23 protein-coding genes are annotated in these 25,762 nt (G+C 70.2%); 14 read left to right on the top strand and 9 right to left on the bottom strand.

Features of this window, described 5'->3' with window-relative positions:
• Position 1: 1 nt before the first annotated feature.
• Positions 2-2,173, bottom strand: a complete 2,172-nt coding sequence (locus ACRYRV_RS11945) for an FAD-dependent oxidoreductase (protein WP_444985013.1) — start codon at positions 2,171-2,173, stop codon at positions 2-4.
• A gap of 119 nt (positions 2,174-2,292) precedes the next feature.
• On the opposite strand from ACRYRV_RS11945, the gene ACRYRV_RS11940 reads away from it, so the two are divergent.
• From ACRYRV_RS11940 to ACRYRV_RS11925, 4 genes are read left to right on the top strand one after another with little or no spacing between them, the layout of a single operon-like run.
• A complete protein-coding gene (locus ACRYRV_RS11940; RefSeq protein WP_444985014.1) occupies positions 2,293-2,982 on the top strand; it encodes a TIGR04283 family arsenosugar biosynthesis glycosyltransferase in 690 nt (229 codons plus the stop codon).
• Positions 2,972-3,610, top strand: coding sequence for a TIGR04282 family arsenosugar biosynthesis glycosyltransferase (locus tag ACRYRV_RS11935; protein ID WP_444985015.1), 639 nt, complete (start codon positions 2,972-2,974; stop codon positions 3,608-3,610). Before ACRYRV_RS11940 ends, ACRYRV_RS11935 begins: the two co-directional genes overlap by 11 nt.
• Positions 3,607-4,185 (top strand): sigma-70 family RNA polymerase sigma factor, encoded by a 579-nt coding sequence (locus ACRYRV_RS11930; protein WP_444985016.1) that lies wholly within the window; start codon positions 3,607-3,609, stop codon positions 4,183-4,185. The genes ACRYRV_RS11935 and ACRYRV_RS11930 overlap by 4 nt, the downstream gene beginning before the upstream one ends.
• The gene (locus ACRYRV_RS11925; protein ID WP_444985017.1) at positions 4,182-4,412 is read left to right on the top strand and encodes a zf-HC2 domain-containing protein; all 231 of its coding nucleotides are present in this window, start codon (positions 4,182-4,184) and stop codon (positions 4,410-4,412) included. Before ACRYRV_RS11930 ends, ACRYRV_RS11925 begins: the two co-directional genes overlap by 4 nt.
• 3 nt (positions 4,413-4,415) lie before the next feature.
• On the opposite strand, the gene ACRYRV_RS11920 is transcribed toward ACRYRV_RS11925, so the two are convergent.
• The 6 genes from ACRYRV_RS11920 to doeA all read right to left on the bottom strand — a co-directional run bounded on the left by ACRYRV_RS11920 (position 4,416) and on the right by doeA (position 11,337).
• Positions 4,416-5,099 (bottom strand): haloacid dehalogenase type II, encoded by a 684-nt coding sequence (locus tag ACRYRV_RS11920; protein ID WP_444985018.1) that lies wholly within the window; start codon positions 5,097-5,099, stop codon positions 4,416-4,418.
• A 155-nt stretch (positions 5,100-5,254) separates the two neighbouring features.
• Complete coding sequence (locus ACRYRV_RS11915; RefSeq protein ID WP_444985019.1) at positions 5,255-6,673, bottom strand: aminotransferase; 1,419 nt, start codon at positions 6,671-6,673, stop codon at positions 5,255-5,257.
• A 198-nt stretch (positions 6,674-6,871) separates the two neighbouring features.
• Positions 6,872-8,371 carry an NAD-dependent succinate-semialdehyde dehydrogenase gene (locus tag ACRYRV_RS11910; RefSeq protein WP_253444811.1) on the bottom strand — a complete coding sequence of 500 codons (1,500 nt, stop codon included), beginning with the start codon at positions 8,369-8,371 and terminating at the stop codon, positions 6,872-6,874.
• Between the two features lie 230 nt (positions 8,372-8,601).
• Positions 8,602-9,078, bottom strand: coding sequence for an Lrp/AsnC family transcriptional regulator (locus ACRYRV_RS11905; protein ID WP_253444813.1), 477 nt, complete (start codon positions 9,076-9,078; stop codon positions 8,602-8,604).
• 15 nt (positions 9,079-9,093) lie between these two features.
• Positions 9,094-10,107, bottom strand: coding sequence for a N(2)-acetyl-L-2,4-diaminobutanoate deacetylase DoeB (gene doeB, locus ACRYRV_RS11900; protein WP_444985020.1), 1,014 nt, complete (start codon positions 10,105-10,107; stop codon positions 9,094-9,096).
• A gap of 30 nt (positions 10,108-10,137) precedes the next feature.
• Positions 10,138-11,337: an ectoine hydrolase DoeA gene (gene doeA, locus ACRYRV_RS11895; RefSeq protein WP_309635370.1), complete on the bottom strand. Its 1,200-nt coding sequence runs from the start codon at positions 11,335-11,337 to the stop codon at positions 10,138-10,140.
• A 270-nt stretch (positions 11,338-11,607) separates the two neighbouring features.
• On the opposite strand from doeA, the gene ACRYRV_RS11890 reads away from it, so the two are divergent.
• The 10 genes from ACRYRV_RS11890 to ACRYRV_RS11845 all read left to right on the top strand — a co-directional run bounded on the left by ACRYRV_RS11890 (position 11,608) and on the right by ACRYRV_RS11845 (position 23,738).
• Positions 11,608-12,543, top strand: coding sequence for a 2-hydroxyacid dehydrogenase (locus ACRYRV_RS11890; protein WP_444985021.1), 936 nt, complete (start codon positions 11,608-11,610; stop codon positions 12,541-12,543).
• Between the two features lie 39 nt (positions 12,544-12,582).
• Positions 12,583-13,161: an isochorismatase family protein gene (locus ACRYRV_RS11885; RefSeq protein ID WP_444985022.1), complete on the top strand. Its 579-nt coding sequence runs from the start codon at positions 12,583-12,585 to the stop codon at positions 13,159-13,161.
• On the top strand, positions 13,158-14,501 hold the full coding sequence (locus ACRYRV_RS11880; RefSeq protein ID WP_444985023.1) for a nicotinate phosphoribosyltransferase: 1,344 nt from the start codon (positions 13,158-13,160) through the stop codon (positions 14,499-14,501). The genes ACRYRV_RS11885 and ACRYRV_RS11880 overlap by 4 nt, the downstream gene beginning before the upstream one ends.
• Positions 14,502-14,595: 94 nt before the next feature.
• The gene (locus ACRYRV_RS11875) at positions 14,596-15,309 is read left to right on the top strand and encodes a hypothetical protein (protein ID WP_444985024.1); all 714 of its coding nucleotides are present in this window, start codon (positions 14,596-14,598) and stop codon (positions 15,307-15,309) included.
• Between the two features lie 114 nt (positions 15,310-15,423).
• The gene (locus ACRYRV_RS11870; protein WP_444985025.1) at positions 15,424-16,344 is read left to right on the top strand and encodes a lysine exporter LysO family protein; all 921 of its coding nucleotides are present in this window, start codon (positions 15,424-15,426) and stop codon (positions 16,342-16,344) included.
• 102 nt (positions 16,345-16,446) lie between these two features.
• On the top strand, positions 16,447-17,715 hold the full coding sequence (locus ACRYRV_RS11865) for an efflux RND transporter periplasmic adaptor subunit (protein ID WP_444985026.1): 1,269 nt from the start codon (positions 16,447-16,449) through the stop codon (positions 17,713-17,715).
• The gene (locus tag ACRYRV_RS11860) at positions 17,712-20,810 is read left to right on the top strand and encodes an efflux RND transporter permease subunit (protein WP_444985027.1); all 3,099 of its coding nucleotides are present in this window, start codon (positions 17,712-17,714) and stop codon (positions 20,808-20,810) included. Before ACRYRV_RS11865 ends, ACRYRV_RS11860 begins: the two co-directional genes overlap by 4 nt.
• A complete protein-coding gene (locus ACRYRV_RS11855; protein ID WP_444985028.1) occupies positions 20,807-22,243 on the top strand; it encodes an ATP-binding protein in 1,437 nt (478 codons plus the stop codon). Before ACRYRV_RS11860 ends, ACRYRV_RS11855 begins: the two co-directional genes overlap by 4 nt.
• Complete coding sequence (locus tag ACRYRV_RS11850; RefSeq protein WP_444985029.1) at positions 22,240-22,959, top strand: response regulator; 720 nt, start codon at positions 22,240-22,242, stop codon at positions 22,957-22,959. Before ACRYRV_RS11855 ends, ACRYRV_RS11850 begins: the two co-directional genes overlap by 4 nt.
• 101 nt (positions 22,960-23,060) lie before the next feature.
• The gene (locus ACRYRV_RS11845; protein ID WP_444985030.1) at positions 23,061-23,738 is read left to right on the top strand and encodes a hypothetical protein; all 678 of its coding nucleotides are present in this window, start codon (positions 23,061-23,063) and stop codon (positions 23,736-23,738) included.
• Positions 23,739-23,843: 105 nt separating this feature from the next.
• Here the strand turns inward: ACRYRV_RS11845 and ACRYRV_RS11840 are convergent, their stop codons facing one another.
• A complete protein-coding gene (locus tag ACRYRV_RS11840) occupies positions 23,844-25,163 on the bottom strand; it encodes a TRAP transporter large permease (protein ID WP_444985031.1) in 1,320 nt (439 codons plus the stop codon).
• Positions 25,160-25,756, bottom strand: coding sequence for a TRAP transporter small permease subunit (locus ACRYRV_RS11835; RefSeq protein ID WP_444985032.1), 597 nt, complete (start codon positions 25,754-25,756; stop codon positions 25,160-25,162). Before ACRYRV_RS11835 ends, ACRYRV_RS11840 begins: the two co-directional genes overlap by 4 nt.
• Between the last annotated feature and the right edge of the window lie 6 nt (positions 25,757-25,762).

Below are 25,762 nucleotides of genomic sequence, written 5' to 3'. Positions count from 1 at the left end.
CTCATCCTTTCTCGCTACTCTCACCACCGCGCCGCCAGGCGAAGTAGCGCGCCAGCCAGCCCAGCAGGCGTTCGGGCTTGTGGGCATTCTTCCACACCCCGGCGGTCGCCTTCACCGCCTCGCTGCGGGTGGGATAGGGATGAATAGTGGACAGCAGACGGTTCAGTCCGATCCCCCGGGTCATCGCCAGGGTGAAGGTGGCGAGCATCTCGCCGGCCCCCTCGCCGACGACGGTGGCCCCGAGGATGCGATCGCGCCCGGGGGGCGTGAGGACCTTGACGAAGCCCTGGCTATCGCCCTCGGCCAGGGCGCGGTCGAGCTCCGCCAGAGCGTAGCGAGTGACCTCGTAAGCCACGCCCCGCTCCCGGGCCTCGCGCTCGTTGAGCCCCACCCGCGCCACCTCCGGGGTGGTGAAGGTCACCGCCGGCAGCGCCCGGTAGCTGACCCGAAAGCGCCGGACCTCGCCGAACAGGGCGTTGACCGTGGCGTGCCAGGCCTGGTGGGCCCCGGCATGGGTGAGCTGATAGGGCCCCGCCACGTCGCCGCAGGCCCAGACGTTGGGCAGCACGCTGCGCAACGTCTCGTCCACGTCCAGGGTGCCGTTAGCGCGGGTCTCGACGCCCAGCGCCTCGAGCCCCATGCCGGTGACGTTGGCCTCACGCCCCACGGCCACCAGCAGATGGGTAAAGGGCAGTCGTTCACGCTGCCCTTCGCTGTTCGCCACCTCGAGTGCCGGGCCCGTCGCGTCGGTCACCACTTCGAGCGCCCGATGGCCCAGCAGGACCCTGACGCCATCTTCGTCCATGGCGGCCAGCAGTCCATCGCCGACCTCGGCATCCTCCCGGGGCAGCAGCTGGCCTGACGACTCCACCAGGGTCACCCGGCTGCCCAGCAGGGCGAAGCTCTGGCCCAGCTCGCAGCCGATCGGGCCGCCGCCGAGCACCACCAGGTGCTCGGGCAGCGCCTCGAGCCGCCACAGCGTGTCCGAGGTCAGCACCTCGATGGCGTCGATGCCCGGCAGCTCGGGCACCCGGGGCCGCGCCCCGCTGGCGATGATCACATGGCGCGTGGTCAGGGTGCGAGGCCCTTCCTGCGTCGCCACGCTCACCTCCCAGGGGCTCGTCAGCCTCGCCTCCCCCTCGAGCACCTCCACCCCGAGGCCGGTGTAGCGCTCGACGCTGTCGTGGGGGGCGATGGCCTCGATGGCGCCCTGCACATGGCCCATCACGGCGGCGAAGTCCACGCTCGGCTCGGCGACGCGGACCCCATACCGGCCCGCCCGCCGCACCTCCCGGGCCGAGCGCGCGGCGCGGATCAGCGCCTTGGAGGGGACGCAGCCGGTGTTGAGGCAGTCGCCACCCATCTTCTCGCGCTCCACCAGGGTCACCCGGGCGCGCACGGCCGCGGCGATATAGCTCGCCACCAGCCCCGCGGCACCGGCACCGATCACCACGATATCGCGGTCGAAGCGTGCCGGCCGGGCGTAGCGCCTGGCCAGGGCGCGGCGCTTGACCAGCGCCACCAGCCACTTCGCCAGCCAGGGGAAGAGGCCGATCAGCGCAAAGGAGGCCAGCAGCGAGGGCGAGAGGATATCGCCCAGGGCCTGCAGCTCCCCGAGCTCGCGACCGGCGTTCACGAACACCGCCGTGCCCGGCAGCATGCCCACCTGGCTGACCCAGTAGAAGGTGGTCAGCCGCATCCGCGTCAGGCCCATCACCAGGTTGATCACGAAGAAGGGGAAGAGCGGAATCAGGCGCAGCGTGAAGAGGTAGAGCGCCCCCTCCCGGCGAATGCCGGCATTGACGCGCTCGAGCACCCCGGCATAGCGGCGCTCCAGGGGGCCGCGCAGCAGGGTGCGCGCGATCAGCGCCGCCAGGGTGGCCCCCAGGGCGCTGGCGAAGGAGACGATCACAAGCCCCCAGCCCAGCCCGAACAGGGCGCCGCTCAGCACCGTCATCAGGGTCGCGCCCGGCAGGGAGAGCGCGGCCATCGCCACATAGAGCAGGAAGAAGCCGCCGATCACGGTGACCGGCTCCCGCGCCAGCCAGGCCTGGAAGCGGGCCTGCTCGGCCTGCAGGGCCTCGAGGGTCAGGTAGTCGCCGGCCCCGGAGAGGAAGAAGGCCGCCACGGCGGCAGCCACCGGCAGCAACAGCAACAGGCGTCGTGATCTCATCTGGACTCCTCGGTGATCCGAAAGGGTATGCTAGCCCCTTGGGTCGCCAGGGTCCCGGCTTCCTTACAGGAAAGTCAGTCCCAGCGAGTCGCCCGAACTGCTGCCCGAGAGAATGCCCGATGCCCGCCCACACGCTCAGCCTCATCATCCCGGTGCTCGACGAGGCCACCACCATCGAGACCACGCTCGGCTCGCTTCAGCCGTTGCGGGCCCGCGGCGTGGAGGTGGTCGTGGTGGACGGCGGCAGTCGCGATGGGACCGCCGCCCTGGCCGCCCCGCTCTGCAGCCGGGTGGTCGAGGCGACCCGCGGTCGCGCCCGGCAGATGAACGCCGGCGCGGCCGTGGCCGGCGGCGAGGCGCTGCTCTTCCTGCACGCCGATACCCGCCTGCCCGCAGAGGCCGATCGGCTGATCGAGGCGGCGCTGGCAGGCGGCCACCGCTGGGGGCGCTTCGCCATCCGCCTCGAGGGGCGCCACCCGCTGCTGCCGGTCATCGCCACCGCCATGAACCTGCGCTCGCGGCTGACCGGCATCGCCACCGGCGACCAGGCGCTGTTCATGACCCGGGAAGCCTTCGAAACGGTCGGCGGCTTCCCCGACCAGCCGCTGATGGAGGACATCGCGATGTCGCGCCGACTGAAGCGCCTCTCGCCCCCCGCCTGCCTGCGCGAGAAGGTGACGAGCAGCGGGCGGCGCTGGGAGCAGAACGGGGCCTGGGCGACGATCCTGCTGATGTGGAGGCTGCGCTTTCGCTACTGGCGCGGCGCATCGCCGGAAAAGCTGGCAAGGGAGTATCGCCATGTGCGCTGAACGGCGACCCGGTGACGTGGGGCTGGCGATACTCGCCAAGGCGCCGATCCCGGGGCGCGCCAAGACCCGCCTGATCCCGGCGCTGGGCCCCGAGAGGGCCGCCCGGCTCCACGAGCGGCTGCTGCGCCATACCCTGGCGACGGCCCTGGCCGCCACCCCGGCACACCGCATCACCCTGTGGACGGCGCTGGATCACGCCCATCCGCTCTTTATCGAGCTGGCCGAGCGCCACGGCATCGCCCTGCGCCCTCAGCCCGATGGCGACCTGGGGGAGCGGATGCATCTCGCCCTGTCACAGGCCGGCGGCCCGGCCATGGTCATCGGCAGCGACTGTCCGATGCTCACCCCGGCGCTGCTCGGCGCCTGCGCCGAGGCGCTCAAGCATCACGACATCGTCTGCCTGCCCGCCGAGGATGGCGGCTACGCGCTGCTCGGCGCTCGTCATCCCGACCCGCGCCTGTTTGAGAACATCGCCTGGGGCAGCGGCAGCGTGATGGCCGAGACCCGCGAACGCATCGCGGCGCTGGGCTGGCGGCTGGCCTGCCCCGCCACCGTCTGGGACGTCGACCGCCCGGAGGACCTGGCCCGGCTCTCGGCCACCTACTCCACACTGGTGGCAGCGCCATGACCCGCTCTCCACCCCGCATGGAGCGGCTGGTCGCCGTCAGGCCTCGGCTGCTCTCCTTCGCACGACTGCACCTGAGAGACAACGCCCTGGCCGAGGATGCGGTGCAGGAGGCGATGATGGCCGCCATCGAGAAGGATGCCAGCTTCGCCGGGCGCTCGGGCTACGAGACGTGGGTATTCGGCATCCTCAAGTACAAGATCCTCGATGTGATGCGTTATCAGAAGCGCCTGGGGCGACTGCAGCCCCTGGATGACGAAAGCGACGACGACGCTATCGACCGGCAGTTCCAGCACAATGGGCGTTGGCATCAGGACGCCCGCCCGGCCAGCTGGGGCGAGCCCGACAAGGTCTTCGAGAGCGAGCACTTCTGGCAGGTATTCGATGCCTGCATGATCGCACTCCCGGACAATACCGCCAGGGTCTTCTCGCTGAGGGAGCTGATGGGGCTCTCCACCGACGAGATCTGCCGGGAGCTCGATATCAAGGAAAGCAACTGCTGGGTCATCCTGCACCGCGCGCGACTCCGGCTGCGGGCCTGCCTGCAGCAGGGCTGGCTGAAGGAGGCAACACCATGATGATGTGCAAGGGCGCCACCCGCCTGATGTCCCTCAAGCAGGATCGCCGGCTGACGTTCCAGGAACGCCTGTCGCTGCGCCTCCACCTCTCGATGTGCGGCGCCTGCCGGCAGTGCGACCGTCAGTTCACCCTGCTGCACCGGGTGGGCGCACGTTTCGAGAGCCGCCTGGCCGATACCACCGGCGATGACGCCTCCCGCCAGGCCGGGCAAGGCCGTTCGGAGTAGGCCTCAGCTGAGCCGCTCGGCCAGGGCGTCCAGGTCGGCGACGGTCATGTCCGGCTCGACGCCCCAGGGGTCGAAGGGCGCCTCCGGGCTGCGCCGCACCCAGGCGGCATGCAGGCCGGCGTAGCGAGCGCCGATCACATCGAAGGGATTGCTGGAGATCAGCCAGGTGTCCCCCGGCGCCACCTCGAGCCGCTGACGCAGGTGGGCGTAGACCGCGGGGTCGGGCTTGAAGCGCTTGACCTCGTCGACACTCACCACCTCGTCGAAGTGTCCACGCAGGCCGGCCTGTTCGAGGAGCCCCTCCACCGCCTCCCGGGTGCCGTTGGAGAAGGCCACGCAGCGCACCCCGGCCCGGGTCAGGCGCTCCAGGGCGCCGGCCGCCTCGGCGAAGGCCGGCAGCCGGGCGTAGACCGCCATCAGGTGCTCCTTGTCGACGTCGGCCAGGCGGGTCTGCAGGGCGCGGTCGGTGAACTCCAGCGCCTCCCGGGTGCACTCGCCGAAGGGCACATAGGCCCCCATCAGGCCACGGCGGAAGCTGTACTCCAGCTGCTTGTCGCGCCAGCGCCGGGAGAACTCGGCCGCCAGCGCCTCCTTGCCGACGGCACCGAGGCGCTCCTCTAGTTCGGTGACCACCCCATGGGTGTCGATCAGGGTGCCGTAGACATCGAAGGCCAGTACCGTTGCCATGGTTGCGCTCCTCGCTTGGATATCGAACACAGAGCATGGGGCTCATGCCCCCAAGGCTCAAGCGCCGCAGGTCCTGCCCCCGAACACGAGTCCCATAAACACCAGAGCGCCGCGGGGTCTCCCCCGCGGCGCTCTCGTTCAACTGGCGTTTTTTATCAGGCGCGCACGGCCTGGACGGCGCCTTCGCGCACCAGCTCGTCGGTGACCCTGTCCACCGCCCGGCGGGCGCGGGTGACGATCTCGTCCACCTCGTCGCGGGTGGTGACCAGCGGCGGCGCGAAGCCCAGGATATCGCCCTGGGGCATGGCGCGGGCGATCAGGTTCTCCTCCAGGGCCGCGACGGCAATGCGCGGGCCCACCTTGAGGGCGGGATCGAAGTGCCTGCGCTGCTCGGGGTCCACGGAGAACTCCAGTGCCGCCAGCATGCCGACACCGCGCACGTTGCCGACGATCGGGTGGTCGCCGAAGGCGGTGGCCATGGCCTGCTGCAGGTAGGCGCCGGTATCACGGGCGTTCCCGGTCAGGTCCTCGCGCTCGATGATCGCCAGGTTGGCCAGGGCGGCGGCGCAGCCCAGGGCGTGGCCGGAGTAGGTCCAGCCGTGGCCGATGGGGCCGTACTGGCCGGTGCCCTGCTCCAGCACCGCCCAGACGCGGTCGCCGACGATGACGCCGGAGAGCGGCTGGTAGGCACTGGTCAGGCCCTTGGCGACGGTGATCAGGTCGGGCTTGATGCCGTAGAAGTGGCTGCCGAAGTCGGCGCCGATGCGCCCGAAGCCGCACACCACCTCGTCAGCGATCAGCAGCACGTCGTACTTGGCCAGCACCGCCTGGATCGCCTCCCAGTAGCCTTCGGGCGGCGGCACGATGCCGCCGGTGCCGAGCACCGGCTCGCCGATGAAGGCGGCCACGGTCTCCGGCCCCTCGGCCAGGATCATCGCCTCGAGCTTCTGGGCACAGTGCTGCGAGAACTCGCGCTCGGTCATCCCCTGCTGCTCGGCGGCGCGGTGGTAGTAGTAGGGCGCCTCGGTGTGCAGGATGCCCTCGAAGGGCAGGTCGAACTGGTCGTGGAACGCCTTGAGGCCGGTCAGCGAGCCGGTGGCCAGGCCCGAGCCGTGGTAGCCGCGCATGCGCGAGATCACCTTCTTCTTCAGCGGGCGACCCAGCACGTTGTTGTAGTAGCGAACGATCTTGAGCTGGGTCTCGTTGGCATCGGAGCCGCCCAGGCCGTAATAGACCTTGGACATGCCGGGGCCGGCGAGCTCGATGATCTTCTCGGAGAGGGCGATCTGCGGCTCGTTGGAGTGGCCCACGTAGGTGTGGTAGTAGGAGAGCTCCAGGGCCTGCTGGTAGATCGCCTCGGCCACCTCGGTACGGCCGTAGCCGATGTTGACGCAGTAGAGGCCGGCGAAGGCATCGATGAACTCGCGGCCGTCCTTGTCGCGGATATGGATACCCTTGCCGCCGGTGATCACGCGGCCCGGCGCGTCGCCCTGAGCGAAGTCGCGCAGGTGGGTGGAGGCGTGGAAGGTCACCTTGCGGTCGCGGTCGATCAGGTCCTGGTGCTGCTGGCTCATGTCTTTCCTCTGCTCATATCAGGCTCCCCGGCGTCCCGCCGGGGAGGAAGTAAAATTAATTAACCAAAACCGTTAAGCGCGAGAGCTCTGCGAGCGAAGGCCAGACAAGGCGGATCTTGACGAGAACGCGGAGTTTACGTTCTGTAAATGAGCATGTTCGAGTCAAGATCCAACACAGTATGGCCGAGCGCAGCAAGCTCAACTACCAGAGACGGACCCCAGGGCGCCGAGGCAGTAGTACTTGGTCTCGAGATACTCGTCGATGCCGGTGATGCCGCCCTCGCGGCCCAGCCCGGACTGCTTGACGCCGCCGAAGGGCACGGGGGGGCCGGTCATCTTCACCGAGTTGACCGACACCATGCCGAACTCCAGCGCCCGCAGCAGCTTCCAGATGCGGCGGATATCGTGGGTGTAGACGTAGGCGGCGAGACCGTACTGGGTGTCGTTGGCCAGGGCAATCGCCTCGTCATCATCGGCATAGGCCATGACACCGGCGATGGGGGCAAAGCTCTCCTCCTGCCACAGGCGCATGTCGCGAGTCAGCCCGGTGAGCAGCACCGGCATGAAGAAGTTCTCGCCGGGGGCCTCGCTCTGATCGCCGGCCACCAGGGTGGCGCCCTTGGCGATGGCGTCGTCGACGATGCCGGCGGCCTTCTCCACCGCCTGGCGATGGATCAGCGGACCCTGATCGATCTCGCTCTCCAGGCCGTTGCCCACGGTGAGGGCGGCCATGCGCTCGGCGAAGTGGGCCACGAAGTCGTCATGGATCGACTCGTGGACCAGGATGCGGTCGGCGGCCAGGCAGTCCTGCCCCGCGGTCTGGAACTTGGCGGCCACGGCGGCGAAGGCGGCCTCCTTCGGGTCCATGTCGGGGCCGACGATAAAGGGGGCATCGCCGCCCAGCTCCAGGGAGACCCGCTTGACGGTGCTGGCGCACTGCTCCAGCAGCAGGCGGCCGACCCGGGTGGAACCGGTGAAGGAGAGCGCCCGCACCCGCGGCTCGGCGCAGAGAAGCTGCGACACCTCGGCGGGCTCGCCCAGCACCACGTTGAAGATGCCCGCGGGAATGCCGGCACGCTCGGCCAGCTCCGCCAGGGCCAACGCCGAGAACGGCGTCTCGCCGGCGGGCTTGACGATCACCGGGCAGCCGGCGGCGAGGGCCGCGGCGGCCTTGCGGGTGATCATCGCCAGCGGGAAGTTCCAGGGGGTGATCAGGGCGGCGATGCCCACCGGCTCCTTGAGCGTGCCCAGGGCGGCGTTGGGGATATGGCTCGGGATGGTCTCGCCGAAGGTGCGCTTGCCCTCCTCGGCGAACCAGCGCACGAAGCTGGCGCCGTATTCCACCTCGCCCCGGGCATCGGGCAGCGGCTTGCCCTGCTCCATGGTCATGATGATGGACAGGTCCTCGCGGTTGGCCTGGATCAGGTCGTACCAGGCCAGCAGGCGCTCGCAGCGCTCGTCGGCGCGAAGCGCCCGCCAGTGCACGAAGGCCGCCTCGGCGGCGTCCACCGCAGCAAGGATCTGGTTGGCCTCGAGCCAGGGAATGTAGCCCAGGGCCTCGCCGGTGGCCGGATCGAAGACGGCCTCCTCGCGACCGCCCTCGCCGTGGGTCCACTGGCCGTTGACATAGGCGTGCTGACGAAACAGACGCGGATCGTCGAGCATGGTGGACAGGGTTCTGGACAGCTTCATGTTCATGGGGCACCTCCCTGACGCGCCGACCGGATTGGCCTTGTGGTTGACGTTGCCCAGCGGCCGGCGTGAAGAAACGGACGAGCCGCCTGGCGCTGGGCCCCAGGGCGGCTCGATGGGTTCATGGTAGGGGAGGTGGGCGATAGGGACTTTTCGTAGGCCGCCGAGGGAGATGCGCTTTTTTTTGTCCTGCCGGACGGCACAGCAGAATTTTCTGCACCGCTCTCGGGGCGCCTCTACTCGGCGAAATCGTCGCGGGAGAATCCCTGCTCGGGCCACTTGACCGTCTTGGTGACGATATAGGTGAAGTAGCGCTCGATGCCGGCCTCACCGGTGAGCCAGTCATCGATCAGGCGCTGGTAGGCGTCGATGGAGTCGGCCTCCACCTTGACCAGGTAGTCGACGCCGCCGCCCACCGCCACGCATTCGGACACCTCGGGGGTGGCGTGCACCAGGGCCTCGAAGCGGGCGAAGCTCTCGGCGTTGTGCTGCTTCAGCTCAATCTGCACCCACACAGGGGTGCGCCTGACCAGCACCTCGGTGTTGATGCGGGCGCTGTAGCCCTCGATGATGCCGGCCTTCTCCAACCGGCGCACTCGCTCCCAGCAGGGGCTGACCGAGAGGTTGATCGCCTCGGCCAGCTTGGACTTGGTGATGCGGCCATCCCGGGAGAGGATCTCGAGAATCTTCAGGTCGTAGCGGTCCAGTTTCATTGCGGTTGCGGACCCTCAGCCCAGGGAGTCGACGACATCGGCGATCACCGCGATGGTGTCGCCCATGTTGACCAGCGCCGGGTGGCGGCGTGCCGCCAGCACCCCGCTGCGGCTGGCACGATACTCCACCGGCGCGCTGCCGCTGCGGGTCATGTCATAGACCCGGGCCACCACCTCGCCCTTCTCGACCCGCTCGCCCAGGGCAAAGCAGAGCTCCAGCACGCCGGAGTGCTCGCTCTGCACGTAGCAGCTGGCATCGGGCATGTCGAGGTAGACCTGAGGCTCGGCGGGCATCTCCACCTCGCCGGCCAGCAGGCCGTAGTGGATCAGGAAGTTGCGCACGCCGCGCTCGGTGATCGCCATGCTCTCGGGAGTGGAGGTGCCGCCGCCGCCGAGCTCGGTGGCCACGAAGATCCTGCCCTGGCTCTCCACCGCGGTATCGAAGAGCGCCGCGGCATCGAGCTCGAACATCATCATGGCGTAGGGGGCGCCGAAGGCCTTGGCGCCCTCGAGGGCACTGCGCTGCTGCTCGGGATCATCGAGCACGTGGGAGGCGCCGAAGGGGATGATGTCCAGGGTGCGCCCGCCGGAGTGGAGGTCGAGCACCACGTCGCACATCGGCACCATCACCCGGGTGAAGTAGTCGGCGATCTTCTCGGTCACGCTGCCGTCGGGGTCGCCGGGGAAGCTGCGGTTGAGGTTGCCGCCGTCGAGGCCGGAGGTGCGTTTGCCGGCCATCACCGCCGGAGTGTTCATGCAGGGCACGATGATCACCCGGCCGGTGACCTCCTCGGCCTTGAGCTGGCTCGAGAGCTTGAGCAGGGAGGTGATCCCCTCGTACTCGTCGCCGTGGTTGCCGCCGGTGAGCAGCGCCGTGGGGCCCTCGCCGTTCTTGACCACGGTGACCGGGATCATCACCGCCCCCCAGGCGGAGTCGTCCACCGAGATGGGCAGCTTGAGAAAGCCGTGCTGGACGCCGTCGGCGTCGAAGTCGACGGTGGCGCTGATGGGGCTGGGGCGCTTGGTCATCGTTGAAACTCCTTGTTCTGTCATAGCGGCTCAGCGCACGAAGAGCTGGCGCGGGAAGTCGGCCAGGGTCTCGCAGCCGGTCTCGGTGATCAGGATGCTCTCGGTGATCTCCAGCCCCCACTCGTCTTCCCAGAGACCCGGCATGAAGTGAAAGGTCATGCCCGGCTGCAGGATGGTCTCGTCGGAGGGGCGCAGGCTCATGGTGCGCTCGCCCCAGTCCGGCGGGTAGCTGATGCCGATGGGGTAGCCGCAGCGGGCGCCGCCGCGGTCGAAGCCGTACTTGTCCATGGCCGCGCCCAGGGCCATGGCGATGTCCGCGGTGCGGTTGCCGGGCTTGGCCACCGCCAGGCCGTTCTCGATCCCCTCGAGCAGCGCCGACTCGGCGCGCACGAACTCCGCCGGGGGCTTGCCCAGAAACACGGTGCGCGACATGGGGGCGTGGTAGCGCTTGTAGACCCCGGCGATCTCGAAGAAAGTGCCCTCCCCCTCGCGAAAGGGGGTGTCGTCCCAGGTCAGGTGGGGGGCGGCGGCGTCCTTGCCGGTGGGCAGCATGGGCACGATGGCCGGATAGTCGCCGCCGAAGACCTTGCCATTGCTATCCGTCCAACCCTCGATGCCCACCCGATAGATCTCGGAGACCAGCTTGCTCTTGGGCAGGCCGGGCTCGATCACCTCCAGGATCCGCGAGTGCATGCCCTCGACGATCTTCCCCGCCACGCGCATGTAGGCGATCTCCTGGGGAGACTTGATGGCGCGGCACCAGTTGACCAGGGAGTTGGCATCCATGAAGCGGGCGTGGGGCAGCTCCCGCAGCAGGCTCTGGTAGGCCTTGGCGGAGAAGTAGTAGTTGTCCATCTCCATGCCGATCACCCCCTGGTGCCAGCCGCGATCGGGCATGATCGACTGGGCCAGATAGTCCATGGGGTGCATGTCGGGGTTCTGGACATAGTAGTCCGGGTAGTAGGTGATATTGTCCGGATCGATCCAGCAGGTGCGCAGCGCCCCGTTGGCATCCATGCGCCGGCCGTACCAGACCGGCTCGCCCTCGAGGCCGAGCAGCACGCACTGGTGCACATAGAACGACCAGCCGTCATAGCCGGTCAGCCAGGCCATGTTGGAGGGATCGCTGATGATCAGCACATCGATGCCCCGGCTGGCCATCTCGGCGCGCACCTTCCAGAGCCGGCTGGCGTACTCCTCGCGGGAAAAGGGCAGATTTACCTGGGTCATTAGGCCACTCGACATCACAACATCAATAAAATCGGCCCTCTCGATAGGGAGAAGGCCGGCCAGGGTGACGGTCACCGACGGATGCCTGAACGGGCCGGAGGGCCGGTCAGCGGTACCAGGCAGCGGGGAGGGTCCCCATGGGCGCAGGTTACTTCCAACCCACGGTAGTCGGTCAAGCATTTACTGCACGGGCCCGCCGGCGGCTCTCAACGCTTGTCCATTGCGCCTTCGGCTTCCATGATGGGAGTTAGTGGAAAACAAGGAGTCGCCATGAAGGTACTGGTGCATATCGACGACGCCGAGCAGTGGCGCGATGCCCTGGCCGAGCGGCTGCCGGAGGCCGAGGTGATCACCAGTTCGGCGCCCGCCGAGCAGCGTCGCGAAGCCGACTACCTGGCGGTCTGGAAGCCGCCCGAGCGGCTTCTGCGTGAGCCCGCGGCGCTCAAGGGCATCGTCAATCTGGGGGCCGGCGTGGACGCCCTGCTCCACAACCCCGGCCTGCCCGAGGGTGTCCCCATCGTCAAACTGCGCGACGCCGGCATGGCGGCGCTGATCGGCGACTATGTGCGCTACGGCATCCTGCACTTCCAGCGCGATTTCGACCGCTACCGGCGCCAGCAGCACGCCCGGGAGTGGCGCGAGCACGCCGTGGCGGAGAAGAGCGACTGGCCGGTGGGGGTGCTGGGGCTGGGCGCCATCGGCACCCGGGTGGCGGCCATGGTCGCCGCCGACGGCTTTCCGGTACACGGTTGGAGCCGCTCGCCCAAGCGTCTGGACGGCATCGTCTGCCACCACGGCGAGGCGGGGCTCGACGACCTGCTCGGCCGGGTGCGCACCCTAGTGCTGCTGCTGCCCGATACCCATGCCACCCGGCAGCTTATCGACGCCCGGGCACTCTCCCTGCTGCCCGAAGGGGCCAGCCTGATCAACCCGGGGCGCGGCACCCTGATCGATGAGGCCGCCCTGCTGGCGGCGCTGGGGCCGGCGGAGGGCGAGGGCCGGCTGCGCGGTGCCCTTCTCGATGCCTTCCCCGAGGAGCCACTGCCCCAGGCAAGCCCGCTCTGGGCTCATCCGCGGGTCTGGGTCACTCCCCACATGGCGGGTCCCACGCCGCTGGGCGCGGCCCTGGATCAGGTGGCCGAGGCGCTGCGCGCCTTCGAGGCCGGCGAGGCGCTCGATACCGTGGACCCCGACGCCGGCTACTGACCCCATGACCCTAAGCACGGCCAGAAGAGAGGGAGCGAGATGAGCATGCAGGTGAAGTACGGCACCGCCGACGCCCTGATCATCGTGGACCTGCAGAACGACTTCTGCGAAGGGGGCGCCCTGGCCGTGGCCGGCGGCGCGGCGCTGGTGCCGGGCATCAACGCCGAGATCGATGCGGCCCGCCGGGCCGGTGCCCTGGTGGTGGTCTCCCGGGACTGGCATCCGGTGGATCATGTGAGCTTCGCCCACCGCAGCGGCCCCTGGCCGGTGCACTGCGTTCAGGATACCCCCGGCGCCGCCTTCCACGCCGACCTGGCCCTGCCCGAAGAGACGGTTCGCGTCAGCAAGGCCTGCGCCTTCGACGCCGACGCCTACTCGGCCTTCGACGGCACCGGCCTGGCCGACTATCTGCGCGACCGGGGCATCGGGCGGGTGTTCGTCTGCGGCCTGGCCCTGGACGTCTGCGTGAAGGCTACGGCCCTGGAGGCCGCCCGGGAGGGCTTCACTACCCTGCTGCTGGCCCCCCTCTGCGCCGCGGTGGAGCCGGGCGCCGCCGACGCGGTGCGCCGAGAGCTCGAGGCCGCCGGGGTGGCGATAGTGGACGAGGCGGCGCCATGACGCCGGCGCCTTTCGCGGTGGCCGACGAAGAGCTGGCCCTGCTCACCGACCTCTACCAGCTCACCATGCTGCAGGCCTACTGGGCCGAAGGGATGGAGGAGCGGGCTACCTTCAGCCTCTTCTTCCGGCGCCTGCCGCCTGGCCGCCGCTTCATGCTGGCCTGCGGGCAGCAGTACGCCGCCGAGCTGGCCACCCGGCTGCGCTTCAGGGAGCACCACCTGAAGCGGCTGGCCGGTACCGGTCTGTTCGAGGAGGCTTTCCTGGCATGGCTGGGCGCCTGGCGCTTTCGCGGCGATATCTGGACCCTGCCGGAGGGCACCCCGGTGTTCGCCAACCAGCCCTTCATGGAGGTGGAGGCCCCCATCGCCGAGACCCAGCTGCTGGAGAGCCTGGTGATGAACCTGGTGCAGCTGGAAACGGTGCTCGCCTCCAAGGCGGTACGGGTGGTGTTGGCCGCCCGGGGCCGGCCGGTGGTGGACTTCGGCATGCGCCGCATGCACGGCATCGATGCCGCGGTACGCGGCGTGCGCGCCTACCGCACCGCCGGCCTGGAGGGCACCAGCAACGTGCTGGGCGGCCTGCGCCACGACCTGCCCCTGCGCGGCACCATGGCCCACAGCTACATCCTGGCCCACGATGACGAGCGCGAGGCCTTTCGCGCCTTCGCCCGCCGCTATCCGGGCACCACCCTGCTGGTGGACACCCACGACACCCTGGCCGGCGTACGCAAGGTGATCGACCTGATCGCGGAGGCCCCCGAGACCGGTATCGGCGCGATCCGCCTCGACTCCGGCGACCTCGGCCAGCTGGCCAGGGAGTCCCGGGCGCTGCTCGATGCCGCCGGACACCCCGAGGTGAAGATCGTCGCCAGCAGCGGCCTGGACGAGTGGCAGATCGCTGCCCTGCTGGAGGAGGGGGCCCCCATCGATGTCTTCGGCGTGGGCACCGAGATGGGCGCCTCCTCGGACGCACCGGTGATCGACCTCTCCTACAAGCTGGTGGAGTACGCCGGCACGCCGCGCCTCAAGCACTCGCCGGGCAAGGTCAACCCGCCCGGGCGCAAGCAGCTCTACCGCCGGTACGACGAGGCGGGCCGCTATGCCGGCGATACCCTCGCCCTGCGCGACGAGCCTGGCATCCCCGGCGAGCCGCTGCTGCGCCCCCTGGTGCGCGGCGGCGAGGTCGCCCTGGAGGAGATGGCGCTGGCCGCCGGCGCCCGGGAGCGGGTGCAGGAGGCTCTCGCCCGCCTGCCCGCCGCCCTGCGCGAGCTTGACCCGGGAGACGCCGGCTATCCGGTCGCGCTGAGCCCGGGGCTCGACGCCCTCGTGCGAACACTTTGAGCCTCCCGCTTTCCGGGTGCCACTCCCCGGTGCTGGAACCCGGGGCGACAGTGCGGGTCAACAGCTCTGCCTCGCACACCACAACGGACACGCCATGACGCCAAGACGCCTGCTGCTGCTGCTGCTGCTCTGCCTGCCGCTGATAGCGACGGCCGCCGGAGCGCCGGCCGCCCCCTCTCCCGCCGATCGCAGGGCCGTGCCGCTGGAGGCACCCGAGGGACACATCACTCCCCAGCCCTTCGCGGCACGCTATCGGCTGGAGGTGAGCGGCTGGCCCAGCACCAGCATCGACCACCGGCTCTCTCGGGACGGCGCCTCCTGGTTCAGCGAGATGCGGGCGGCGATCGCCGTGGCCCGGGGCGAGGAGCGCAGCCGCTTCCTGGTAGAGGAAGAGGGCGTGCGCTCGCTGCAGTACACCAGCGGCTACTCCCTGCTGGGCTTCGGCGGCGACTACCGGCTCGCTCCGGAAGAGCTGACCTCCCTGCCCGACCGCCAGGCGGCGCTCTTCGAGCTCTCCCGTCGCGCCGTGAACGGCAGCTGCAGCGGCGAATGCGAGCTGCGCTATCAGGACCATCGCGGCCGCGAGGAGCAGATGAACTACCGGGTGGTGGGCGCCGAGACCCTCTCGCTGCCCTCCGGCCGCTTCGAAGCGGTCGCGGTAAAGGTCAACGAGCCGGGCAAGCCGGAGCGCCACCTGGTGTTCCACTTCCACCCGGAGCTCCCCGGGCTGATGCTAGCCGCGGAGTACCACCGAGACGGCGAGCGCAGAAGCCGGCTCTCTCTCACCCACCTCACCCTCGACGACTGAAGCCGACTCGAGCCACCCCTTACCCACCCTCCTTCCACGACTAGCCGGCAGGAGCCTGCTAGAGTAGCGGGTTTTCCGTCGCCGCAGGCGACGCTGCCAGGGAAGGACGCCGACATGCTGAGCGGACTGGTCATCGTGCTGCTGCCGCTGCTGCTGGGCTATCTGGTGCCGGTGCGCCACGCCGGCCTGATGGCGCTGATCAACCGCGGGGTCAACGCCTCCGTCTATGTGATCCTGCTGCTGATGGGGGTGAGCCTGGCCGGCCTCGATAACCTCGGCAGCCAGCTCTCGCGGATGGGGGGACAGGCGCTGGTGCTGTTCGCCGTGATCGGCGCCTGCAACCTGGCGGGGCTCTGGTGGCTATCGCGCCGGCTGGGCCTCACCGCCGACCCCAACCGGGTGGTGCCCGGCGCCCCCACCAGCAAGCTGGCCGCCATGGCGGGCTCACTGGCCCTGGTCGGCGTGGTGGTCCTGGGCGTGGCCCTGGGGCTCCTGGGCCGGGGCCTCGACGGCCTCCACGACGGCGCCGAGGCCCTCGCCGAGTGGGTGCTCTATGCCCTGCTGGCGCTGATCGGCTGTCAGCTGCGCAACTCCGGCATGGCGCTGCGCCAGATCCTGCTCAACCGCCACGGCCTGGCCATCGCCCTGATGCTGGCGGCCACCTCGCTGGTCGGCGGGCTGATCGCCGCCCCGCTGCTTGACCTGCGCGCCAGCGAGGGGCTGGCCATGGCCGCCGGGTTCGGCTGGTACTCGCTCTCCGCCATCCTGGTGGGCGACGCCCTGGGACCGGCGCTGGGCGGCGTGGCCTTCTTCAACGACCTGGCCCGTGAACTCCTCGCCTTCGTGCTGATCCCCCTGGTGATCCGGCGCCACGCCGCCCTGGCCATCGGCTACGGCGGGGCCACCTCCATGGACTTCACCCTGCCGGTGATCCAGCAGCACGGCGGCGTGACCTGCGTGCCGGTGGCGGTGGTCTCGGGCTTCATTCTGTCGCTGCTCTCGCCGCCGCTGACGCTCTTCTTCCTGTCGCTTTGAGCCCCCGAGCCGACGGCTTGCATGCCGCTTGCACAATTCGTGACCATTGGCTGCATGGCAAGCTGCCATGCTGCCCGTTCCGCTGCCCTGCCCGAGACGCCCATGAGCCGCCCCCTCGCGCCACGCCCACTCGCCCCGCCACGCCCTCGCCCCTCGCGCCAGCGCGGGCGACTATCACTGGGCCCCCTGCTGGCCCTGCTGGTGCTTGCCGGCGGCCTCACCGTCGCCTGGTGGCTGATGAGCCAGCCGCCCAGGGTGGAGCGCCGTGCCCCGCCGCCCCCCGTGCCCCCCCTGGTGGAGGCCGTCACCGTGATGCCCCGGGCCGTGGCACCTGACCTGCACGGCTTCGGTCGCGCCGTGGCAGAGCGCGAGGCACTCCTGGCCAGCCGGGTCGCCGGGCGCCTGGAGTCCTTCGCTCCCGGAGTGCTGCCTGGCCGCCTGGTGGAGGCCGGAGCCCCCCTCGCCCAGCTGGACGATGCCGACCTCCGCCTGGCCCTGCGCGAGGCCGAGGCGGCGCTGGCCCAGGCCGAGGCGGCACTCGCCATGGAGCAGGGCGAACAGCAGCGAGCGCGGGCCGAGTACCAGAGCTTCGGCCGCGAGCTGCCCGCGGAGCGGCGCGCCCTGGTGCTGCGCGAGCCTCAGCTGAGAAGCGCCCAGGCCGAGGTGGAGCGAGCCCGGGCGGCTCGCGACCGCGCCCGCCTGGACCTCGAGCGCACCACCCTCGTCGCCCCCTGGAGCGGCATGGTGCAGGCCCGCCTGCTGGGCGAGGGGAGCGAGGTGGGCAGCGGCACCGAGCTCATCCACCTGGTGGACGTGTCGCGCTTCTGGGTCCAGGCCTCGCTGCCGGGGGAGGCCCTGGCCTGGCTCACCCCCGCCGGCGCCGACGCGCCGGGCAGCGCCGTGACCCTGACCAGCCGGGGCTGGCCCGCCGGCGGCCAGCGTGAGGGCGAGCTGCTCTCGGTGCTGCCGACCCTGGAAGAGAGCGGCCTGCAGGCCCAGGTGCTGATCGCGGTGGAGGACCCCCTGGCGCTTGACGCCGAGCACCGGGGCGAGCCGTCGCTGCGCCTGGGCGACGTGGTCCGCCTGGGCTTCCAGGCCATCCAGCGCGACGACCTGATCGCGCTTCCCGCCGCGGCCCTGCGCCCCGGCGATGAAGTCTGGGTGCTGGACGAGGAGGAGCGCCTGCGCCGTCGCACCGTCAGCGTGCTGCACCGCGACGACCGCCAGGTGCTGGTGGCCGAGGGCCTCGAGGCGGGCGAGCGGGTGATCCTCTCGCCGCTGGGCCAGCCCCGGGAGGGCATGGCGCTGCGCACCGCTCCCACCCCGGACGAACGCCCGGCCGGCGCCGCACCGGCGGAGGCCCGCCCATGATGCGCCGCGGTCCCATCGCCTGGATGGTGCACCACGGGGTGGCGCCCAACCTGCTGATGCTGCTGCTGATCCTCGGCGGGCTGATGGCCTCCACCACCATCAAGAAGGAGGTCTTCCCGGACTTCGAGCTGGAGATCATCACCGTCGCCATCGGCTACCCCGGCGCCACCCCCGAGGAGGTGGAGCGCAGCCTGCTGCTGCCCCTGGAGGCGGCGCTGGCAGGCGTGGACGGCATCGACGAGCTGACCGCCACCGCCAGCGAGGGGGCCGGACGCGTCTCCGCCAGCCTGGTGGATGGCGTGGAGGTGATGCGGGTCTACCAGGAGATCCAGCAGGCGGTGGGCGCCATCACCAGCCTGCCCGCCGCCGCCGACCCGCCCCGCTTCGGCCTGGCCGGCCGCTCGCGCAGCGTGATGAGCCTTCAGCTCCACGGCTGGGTGGATGACCAGCTGCTCCATGATCTGGCCGAGGAGATGCGCGCCGAGCTGCAGGCGTCCCCGGGCGTCTCCCGGGTGGAGCTCTCCGGCAACCGCGACCGGGAGATCCAGGTGCTGCTGGACGAGGAGGCGATGCAGCGCCACGGGCTCGACCACCGCCAGCTGGCCAACCGCATCGGTGACGAGGCCCTGGACCTGGCCGGTGGCCGCCTGACCACCGGCGAGGGGGAGTGGCTGATCCGCTATCAGGGGCGCCGCGACGAGGCCAGGGAGTTCGCCGACCTGCCGATTCTCGGCACCCCGGACGGCGGCCAGCTGCGGCTGGGCGATATCGCCCGGGTGGAGCGCGGCTTTGCCGAGACCGATCGCGAGGTGCTCTTCAACGGCGCACCGAGCATGACCCTGGAGGTCTACCAGATCGGCAACCAGACCCCCATCGGCATCTCCGACGCCGTCCACGCCCAGCTCGAACGGCTCCAGGCGGGCCTGCCCGAGGGGCTGGCCCTGTCGGTCTCCCGGGACAGCTCCGAGGCCTATCGGGACCGCCTCGACCTGCTGCTGAAGAACGCCTTCCTGGGCCTGGCCCTGGTGCTGGTGCTGATGGGGCTCTTCCTGGAGGCGCGACTCGCCTTCTGGGTCACCCTGGGCATCCCCACCGCCTTCCTCGGCGCCCTGCTCTTCCTGCCTTGGTTCGGGGTGTCGCTGAACATGATGTCGATGTTCGCCTTCATCATCGCCCTGGGCATCGTGGTGGACGACGCCATCATGGTGGGCGAGAACATCCACAGCTACCGGGAGCAGGGCCACTCCCTGCGCGAGGCGGCGGTGCGCGGCGCCCGGGAGATGGCGGTACCGATCACCTTCGCCATCCTCTCCAATATCGTGGCCTTCCTGCCGCTGCTCTTCCTGCCCGGCTTCCTGGGCATGATCTTCGCCGTGGTGCCGCTGGTGGTGATCACGGTGTTCCTGGCCTCCTGGCTGGAAGCGCTCTTCATCCTGCCCGCCCACCTGGCCCACCGCGCCGGGGGCCGCGAGGCCCCGGCCTGGCGCCGCCCCCTGGATCGCCTGCGCCAGGCCCTGCAGGCCTGGCTGGCTCGGGTCACCCGGGAACGCTTCGCCCCCTTCCTGGAGCGCTGCCTGGACCAGCGGCTGCTGACCGTGAGCCTCGCCGTGGCGGTGCTGGCGGTGGCGCTCGCCTATGCCATGAGCGGGCGCCTGGGCTTCTCGCTGATGCCCCGGGTGGAGTCGGACATGGTGCAGGCCACGGTGACCCTGCCGGTGGGCAGCCCCATCGCCGACGACCGCGCCATCCGCGACCGCCTGCTGGCCGCCGCCGAGGCCCTGGCCGAGCGCGACGACGGGCCCGCCTTCACCAGCAGTCGCGCCCAGATCGACGGCGACCGGCTCAGCGTGCGCCTGACCCTGGATCGCGCGAGCCTGGACGCCTGGCCCCCCTCCCGGGTGGCCCGGGAGTGGCGGGCGCTCACCGGCGAGTTCAGCGGCGTCCAGGCGGTACGCTTCGAGTCCGATGTGGGAGGCCCCGGCGCCGGGGCCGGGCTGACCCTGCGCCTCTCCCACCCCGACAGTCGCGCCCTGGAGGGGGCCGCCAACCGGCTCGCCGAGGCCCTGGGGGAGTTCGAGGGGGTCACCGACATCGACAGCGGCCTGGCCGACGGCAAGCCCCAGCTGGAAATTCGCCTCTCGCCGGAGGGGCGCGCCCTGGGCCTGACCGGTGCCGACCTGGCCGGTCAGCTGCGCGCCCCCCTGCAGGGGATCACGGCGCTGGAGCAGTTCGTGGGCCGCCACGAGATCAGCGTCGAGGTGCGCCTGCCCGCCGAGGCGCGCCGGAGCCTCGCCGACCTGGAGCGACTGCCGATCCGCACGCCCGAGGGTCGACAGGTGCCGCTGGCCCGGGTCGCCGATCTCAGCCTGGGGCGCGCCGCCACCACCCTGCAGCGCATCGACGGACGGCGCATCATCAGCGTCACCGCCGACGCCGCCGGCGAGGGGCGCATCAATCAGGTGATGGGGACCCTGGAGGCCGACGTCTTTCCCGCCCTGCGGGCCGGCTGGCCGGGGCTCGAGATCACCCCCGGCGGGCGCCAGCAGGAGACCGCCGACAACGTCTCGGCGCTCACCAAGGCCTCCTGGCTGACCCTGATCGCCCTCTATGCCCTGCTCGCCATCCCCTTCCGCAGCTACCTGCAGCCGCTGCTGGTGCTGGCCGCCATCCCCTTCGGGGTAATCGGCGCGGTGGCCGGCCATATGATCATGGGCTTCGGCCTCTCGGTGGTCAGCCTGATGGGCATGCTGGCGCTCTCCGGAGTGGTGATCAACGACGCCCTGGTGCTGATCGACTACGCCAACCGCCGGCGCCGGGAGGGCATGGGCGCCCGGGAGGCGATCGTCGCCGCGGCGACCCGCCGCCTGCGCCCGATCATGATGACCACCCTGACCACCTTCCTGGGCCTGGCACCGATGATCTTCGAGACCTCCCGCCAGGCCCGCTTCATCATCCCCATGGCGATCTCGCTGGGCTTCGGCATGCTCTTCGCCACCTTCATCCTGCTGCTGCTGGTGCCCTGCCTCTACCTGATGCTGGAGAGGGCCCGCGAGCGCCTGAGTCACCATGCACGCCCCGAGGAGGCCTCCTCATGAGCCTGAATCTGCCCCGCCCCGCCGTCTCCCGGCTGGGCATCAAGCTGTTCGTGGTGATCCTCGGGGTCAACGTGGCGATCTCGGCACTGGTGTTCCTGGGCGTCTCGCGCAGCCTCGACCGCGGCTTTCTCGAGTACCTGGACACCACCCAGGCGGCCCGGGCCGAGACCCTGGCCGAGGGGCTCGGCGAGGAGTGGGCGAATCGCGGCGACTGGCAGTGGCTGCGCGTCTCCCCTTCCGCCTGGCAGCGCCTGGTCCGCCAGCAGCTCTGGCCCGGGGCCGGCATGCCGCCCCAGGGCATCGAACGCCGCCTGGGGGACCCCAAGGATTTCGTGCTCCACGATGCCGAGGGCCTGCCGGTGATCGGGCTGCCCCCGGACGACGAGGAGGAGGCCGCCACCCTGCGCTGGCTGCCGATCCTCCACGAGGGCGAGCGGGTCGGCACCCTGGGCTACCGTCCCCCGGAGCAGCTGATGGCGCGCATGGACCGCATCTTCCTCTCCCGCCAGCAGCGCAACCTGGCGATCATCGTCGCGTCGCTGGGGGTCGCCTCGCTGCTGCTGGCCGGCGGGCTCTCCTGGTGGCTGGGGCGGCGCACCCGCAGCATGGCGCTGGCCACCCGGCGCCTCACCGAGGGCGACTACAGCATCCGCCTGCCGGAGCGCGGCCAGGACGAGCTGTCGCGGCTCTCCCGGGACTTCAACGTGCTGGCCGCCACCCTGGAGGCGAGCCGCGAGGCGCGCAGCCGCTGGGTCTCGGATATCGCCCACGAATTGCGCACCCCGCTGGCGGTGCTGCGCGGCGAGATCGAGGCGATGCAGGACGGCATCCGCCGCCTGGACCTGGAGAACCTGCACTCCCTGGCCCAGGAGGTGGACCAGCTTGAGCGGCTGGTGGCCGACCTGCGCCTGCTCTCCCAGAGCGACGCCGGCGCCCTGGAGGTGCAGCTCGCCCCCATGGACCTGGCGGAGAGCCTGCTCTCGCGGCTGGAGGAGGCCGGCGGCTGGCTGGCCGACAGCGGCATCACCCTGGAGACCGAGGTCCGGGAGGGTGCCCGGATCCGCGGCGACCTCCAGCGCCTGCGCCAGCTCTGGAACAACCTGCTCGACAACACCTGCGCCTATACCCGGGCACCAGGACGCCTGCGGGTCACCCTCGACGCCAGCCCCCAGGGCATTCGGGTCCGCTGGGAAGACAGCGCCCCCGGCGTGCCCGAGGGCGAGCTCGGCCGACTCACCGAGCGACTCTACCGGGTAGAAGGCTCACGCAACCGTGCCAGCGGCGGCAGCGGCCTGGGGCTCTCCATCGCCGCGGCCCTGGTCAAGGCCCACGGCGGGGAGATGCACGCCACGCCCTCGCCGCTGGGTGGGTTATGCTGGACCCTCATCTTTCCACCGCTTGCCGATGACCGCCTCAGGGAGGAGACCCCATGACAGCCCAGGAACACGCGGAGCCGCAGATCCTGATCGTCGAGGACGAACCCAAGATTGCCCGATTGGTCGCCGACTACCTGGAAGGCAGCGGCTTTGCCACCCACCACCTGGACCACGGCGACGCCGTGCTGCCCTGGCTGACCGAGGGACGCCAGGCCGGCACGGGACCGGCCCTGGTGCTGCTCGACCTGATGCTGCCCGGCACCGACGGCCTGACCCTGTGCCGGGAGGTCCGCCAGCGCTGGCCGGCGCTGCCGGTGATCATGCTCACCGCCCGGGTCGAGGAGGTGGACCGTCTGCTGGGCCTGGAGCTGGGCGCCGACGACTATATCTGCAAGCCCTTCAGCCCCCGGGAGGTAGTGGCACGGGTCAAGGCAGTGCTGCGCCGCAGCCAGGCCGCCGATCAGCCGGCCAGCGGCGAGGCGGGCGACCTGGTACTCGACGAGGAGGGCTGGCGGGCGCTGGCCGACGGCCAGGACCTGGGGCTCACCGCCGTGGAGTTCCAGCTGCTCAAGGTAATGATGCACGCGCCGGGACGGATCTTCTCCCGGGACCAGCTGATGGACCACATGTATCGCGACCACCGCATCGTCTCCGAGCGCACCGTGGACAGCCACGTCAAGAAGCTGCGCCGCAAGATCAGCGACATCTGGCCGGAACGCGAGGTGATTCGCTCGGTCTACGGGGTGGGCTACAAGTACCAGCCCGAGGCCTAGCCGCGACGCCTCGTGCACCACCTTTGCACCTTCACTGCACGCGGCTTGCACCTCGCGGCGCGACACTGACAGCATCCACCCAAGGCCAGAAGGAAACACCCATGAAGATCACCCTGACTCGCAAGCTGCTGGCGCCCGCCCTGCTCGCCGTGGCCATCGCCCCCATGGCCCTCTCCGCCACCGCCGCCCCCGGCAAGGGCGAAGGCGACTGGGCCGAGAAGCGTCAGCAGTGGCACCAGGCCCATGCCGAGCGCAAGGCCGAGCAGCGCCAGGCGCTCTTCGAGCGCGCCGGCATCGACGAGGCGACCCGCGAGGCCCTGGACGAGGCCCGCAGCGAGCACCGCGACGCGATGCGCCAGCTCCATGAGCAGCACCGCGAGCGCCTGGCCGAGATCCTCGACGACGACCAGCGTGCCGCCCTGGAGGAGGCCCGCCGCGAGCAGCGCGAGGAGCGCCGCAGCGAGATGATGGAGCAGCGCCGTACCTCCATGCAGGAGCGCCTGGAGGCGCTGGTGGACGACTGGGGGCTCTCCGACGAGGAGCGCGAGGCGCTGCGCGAGACCCGCGAGGCGATCTACGCCGACATGGCCGAGCTGCGCGACCGCGACTTCGACTCCCGCAGCGAGCGCCGCGACGCCATGCTCGAGATGCGCGACCGCCACCAGGAGGCGCTAGCCGAGCTCCTCAGCGAGGAGCAGCTCGAGGAGCTGCGCGAGACCATGATGCAGCGCGGCGATGGCAAGGGCTATCGCGGCCAGAGCATGAAGCGCGGCAACTGACGCACCGCCACCGGCAGCGATGGCCGCCGGCCCAGGCCGGCGGCAGCTGAGAAACGCTCCACCCCGGACCCGACGCCCTGCGTCGGGCCCGCTCGTTTTCGGGCCTCAGCCGTAGAGCACCCCCGGCAGCCAGAAGACGATGCCCGGCACCATGTAGAGGATGAACATGGCCACGAAGACCATCAGCAGGAAGGGCGCGATGCCGATGAAGATGTCGTTGAGCTCGATCCCCTTGGGCGAGATCCCCTTGAGATAGAAGGCCGACATCGCCATGGGCGGCGTCAGGAAGGAGGTCTGGATGTTGAGCGCCACCAGCACGCCGAAGAAGAGCGGGTCGATGCCGAACATATGCAGCAGCGGCAGGAAGATCGGCACGAAGATGATGATGATCTCGGTCCACTCCAGGGGCCAGCCGAGGATGAAGATCATCAGCTGGGCCAGCAGCAGGAACTGCAGCGGCGTCAGCGAGAGCCCGCTGATCCAGTGCTCGATCAGCGAGTGGCCGTCGAGCAGCGAGAACACCGAGGAGAAGATCCAGGAGCCGACGAAGAGCCAGCAGACCATGGCGCTGGTGCGCGCGGTGAGGAACACCGCCTCGCGCAGCCGGGCGAAGGTGAGCTGGCGGTAGGCCGCGGCCAGCAGGATGGCCCCCAGCGCGCCGATGCCGGCGGCCTCGTGGGGCGTGGCCAGGCCGAACAGGATCGCTCCCAGCACCGACATGATCAGCACGAAGAGCGGCACGAAGGAGGTCAGCAGCCCCCAGTAGACCTGGCCCAGCGGCACGTCGAGCTTCTCCGCCGGCAGCTTGGGCGCCACCTTCGGGTTGAGCATCGCCCGGCCCATCACATAGAGGATGTAGAGACCCGCCAGCAGCAGCCCCGGGATCAGCGCCGCCGCGTAGAGGCGCACCACCGAGACCCCCGCCATGGCGCCGTAGAGGATCAGCATGATGCTCGGTGGGATCAGGATGCCGAGGCACCCCCCGGCGCAGATCACCCCGCTCGACATCCGCTTGTCGTAACCGGCGTTGAGCATCGCCGGCAGCGCCAGCAGCCCCATCAGGGTCACCACGGCACCGACGATGCCGGTCGCCGTGGCGAACAGCGCACAGGTGATCAGGCTCGCCACCGCCAGCGACGCCGGCATGCCGCGGGCCGCCAGCTGCAGGCTCGCGAAGAGGCGATCGAGGATATTGGCCCGTTCCACCATGTAGCCCATGAAGAGGAAGAGCGGCACCGCGATCAGCACGTCGTTGGACATCACCCCGTAGGCGCGCTGCACCAGCAGCGAGAAGATGATGTCGCCGATGGCGAAGTAGCCGAAGGCGATGCCCATGGCGATCAGCGTGAAGGCGATGGGGAAGCCGAGCATGATCAGCACGATCAGCATGCCCAGCATCAGGATACCGATTTCCGGTTCGCTCATGGGCGGGGCTCCTTCGACTGCTCCTGGGCGGCCTTGACCTCCGCCTCCTTGTTGATCGGAATGGCGATCTCCTCCACGTCACCGAGGCGACGCGGCCACTTGCCGTGCCGGAGGCAGAGCACGCAGCGGCTCACCTCGGCCAGTCCCTGCAGGGCAAGGAGCGCCGCACAGGCGGGAATCACGAATTTGTAGGGCCAGATGGGGGGCCCGCCCGGGGTGTAGGAGCTGTGCTCGTTCTGCCGATAGGAGATCGCGAAGAAGTCCCAGCCGTAGAAGAGCAGGGCCAGGATGCCCGGGTAGAAGAACACCAGGTAGAGCGCGAGCTCGAGCCCCGCCTGGACGCGGGTCGGGAAGTAGCGGGAGACCACGTCGGCCCGCACGTGGGCGTTGTGGGCCAGGGCATAGGCCCCGCTCATCATGAACAGGGTGCCGTAGAGCATATAGCTGGTGTCATAGGCCCAGGTGGTGGGCGCGCCCATGACGTAGCGCATGAAGACCTCGTAGCTCACCACGAAGGTCAGGATCAGGATGGCCCAGGCAAACAGCTTGCCGCTCCAGGTACTGATCTGGTCAATGAAGAGGATGACGCGCATGACGAC

Source organism: Halomonas mongoliensis, from assembly GCF_052496345.1.
Note: the sequence above shows the minus strand (reverse complement) of the source record. Positions and strands in the feature narration are given on the sequence as shown.

Coding starts and splice junctions, on each gene's coding strand:
- ACRYRV_RS11945 (WP_444985013.1), bottom strand. CDS start 2,173: ATGAGATCACGACGCCTGTTGCTGTTGCTGCCGGTGGCTGCCGCCGTG.
- ACRYRV_RS11940 (WP_444985014.1), top strand. CDS start 2,293: ATGCCCGCCCACACGCTCAGCCTCATCATCCCGGTGCTCGACGAGGCC.
- ACRYRV_RS11935 (WP_444985015.1), top strand. CDS start 2,972: ATGTGCGCTGAACGGCGACCCGGTGACGTGGGGCTGGCGATACTCGCC.
- ACRYRV_RS11930 (WP_444985016.1), top strand. CDS start 3,607: ATGACCCGCTCTCCACCCCGCATGGAGCGGCTGGTCGCCGTCAGGCCT.
- ACRYRV_RS11925 (WP_444985017.1), top strand. CDS start 4,182: ATGATGATGTGCAAGGGCGCCACCCGCCTGATGTCCCTCAAGCAGGAT.
- ACRYRV_RS11920 (WP_444985018.1), bottom strand. CDS start 5,099: ATGGCAACGGTACTGGCCTTCGATGTCTACGGCACCCTGATCGACACC.
- ACRYRV_RS11915 (WP_444985019.1), bottom strand. CDS start 6,673: ATGAGCCAGCAGCACCAGGACCTGATCGACCGCGACCGCAAGGTGACC.
- ACRYRV_RS11910 (WP_253444811.1), bottom strand. CDS start 8,371: ATGAACATGAAGCTGTCCAGAACCCTGTCCACCATGCTCGACGATCCG.
- ACRYRV_RS11905 (WP_253444813.1), bottom strand. CDS start 9,078: ATGAAACTGGACCGCTACGACCTGAAGATTCTCGAGATCCTCTCCCGG.
- doeB (WP_444985020.1), bottom strand. CDS start 10,107: ATGACCAAGCGCCCCAGCCCCATCAGCGCCACCGTCGACTTCGACGCC.
- doeA (WP_309635370.1), bottom strand. CDS start 11,337: ATGACCCAGGTAAATCTGCCCTTTTCCCGCGAGGAGTACGCCAGCCGG.
- ACRYRV_RS11890 (WP_444985021.1), top strand. CDS start 11,608: ATGAAGGTACTGGTGCATATCGACGACGCCGAGCAGTGGCGCGATGCC.
- ACRYRV_RS11885 (WP_444985022.1), top strand. CDS start 12,583: ATGAGCATGCAGGTGAAGTACGGCACCGCCGACGCCCTGATCATCGTG.
- ACRYRV_RS11880 (WP_444985023.1), top strand. CDS start 13,158: ATGACGCCGGCGCCTTTCGCGGTGGCCGACGAAGAGCTGGCCCTGCTC.
- ACRYRV_RS11875 (WP_444985024.1), top strand. CDS start 14,596: ATGACGCCAAGACGCCTGCTGCTGCTGCTGCTGCTCTGCCTGCCGCTG.
- ACRYRV_RS11870 (WP_444985025.1), top strand. CDS start 15,424: ATGCTGAGCGGACTGGTCATCGTGCTGCTGCCGCTGCTGCTGGGCTAT.
- ACRYRV_RS11865 (WP_444985026.1), top strand. CDS start 16,447: ATGAGCCGCCCCCTCGCGCCACGCCCACTCGCCCCGCCACGCCCTCGC.
- ACRYRV_RS11860 (WP_444985027.1), top strand. CDS start 17,712: ATGATGCGCCGCGGTCCCATCGCCTGGATGGTGCACCACGGGGTGGCG.
- ACRYRV_RS11855 (WP_444985028.1), top strand. CDS start 20,807: ATGAGCCTGAATCTGCCCCGCCCCGCCGTCTCCCGGCTGGGCATCAAG.
- ACRYRV_RS11850 (WP_444985029.1), top strand. CDS start 22,240: ATGACAGCCCAGGAACACGCGGAGCCGCAGATCCTGATCGTCGAGGAC.
- ACRYRV_RS11845 (WP_444985030.1), top strand. CDS start 23,061: ATGAAGATCACCCTGACTCGCAAGCTGCTGGCGCCCGCCCTGCTCGCC.
- ACRYRV_RS11840 (WP_444985031.1), bottom strand. CDS start 25,163: ATGAGCGAACCGGAAATCGGTATCCTGATGCTGGGCATGCTGATCGTG.
- ACRYRV_RS11835 (WP_444985032.1), bottom strand. CDS start 25,756: ATGCGCGTCATCCTCTTCATTGACCAGATCAGTACCTGGAGCGGCAAG.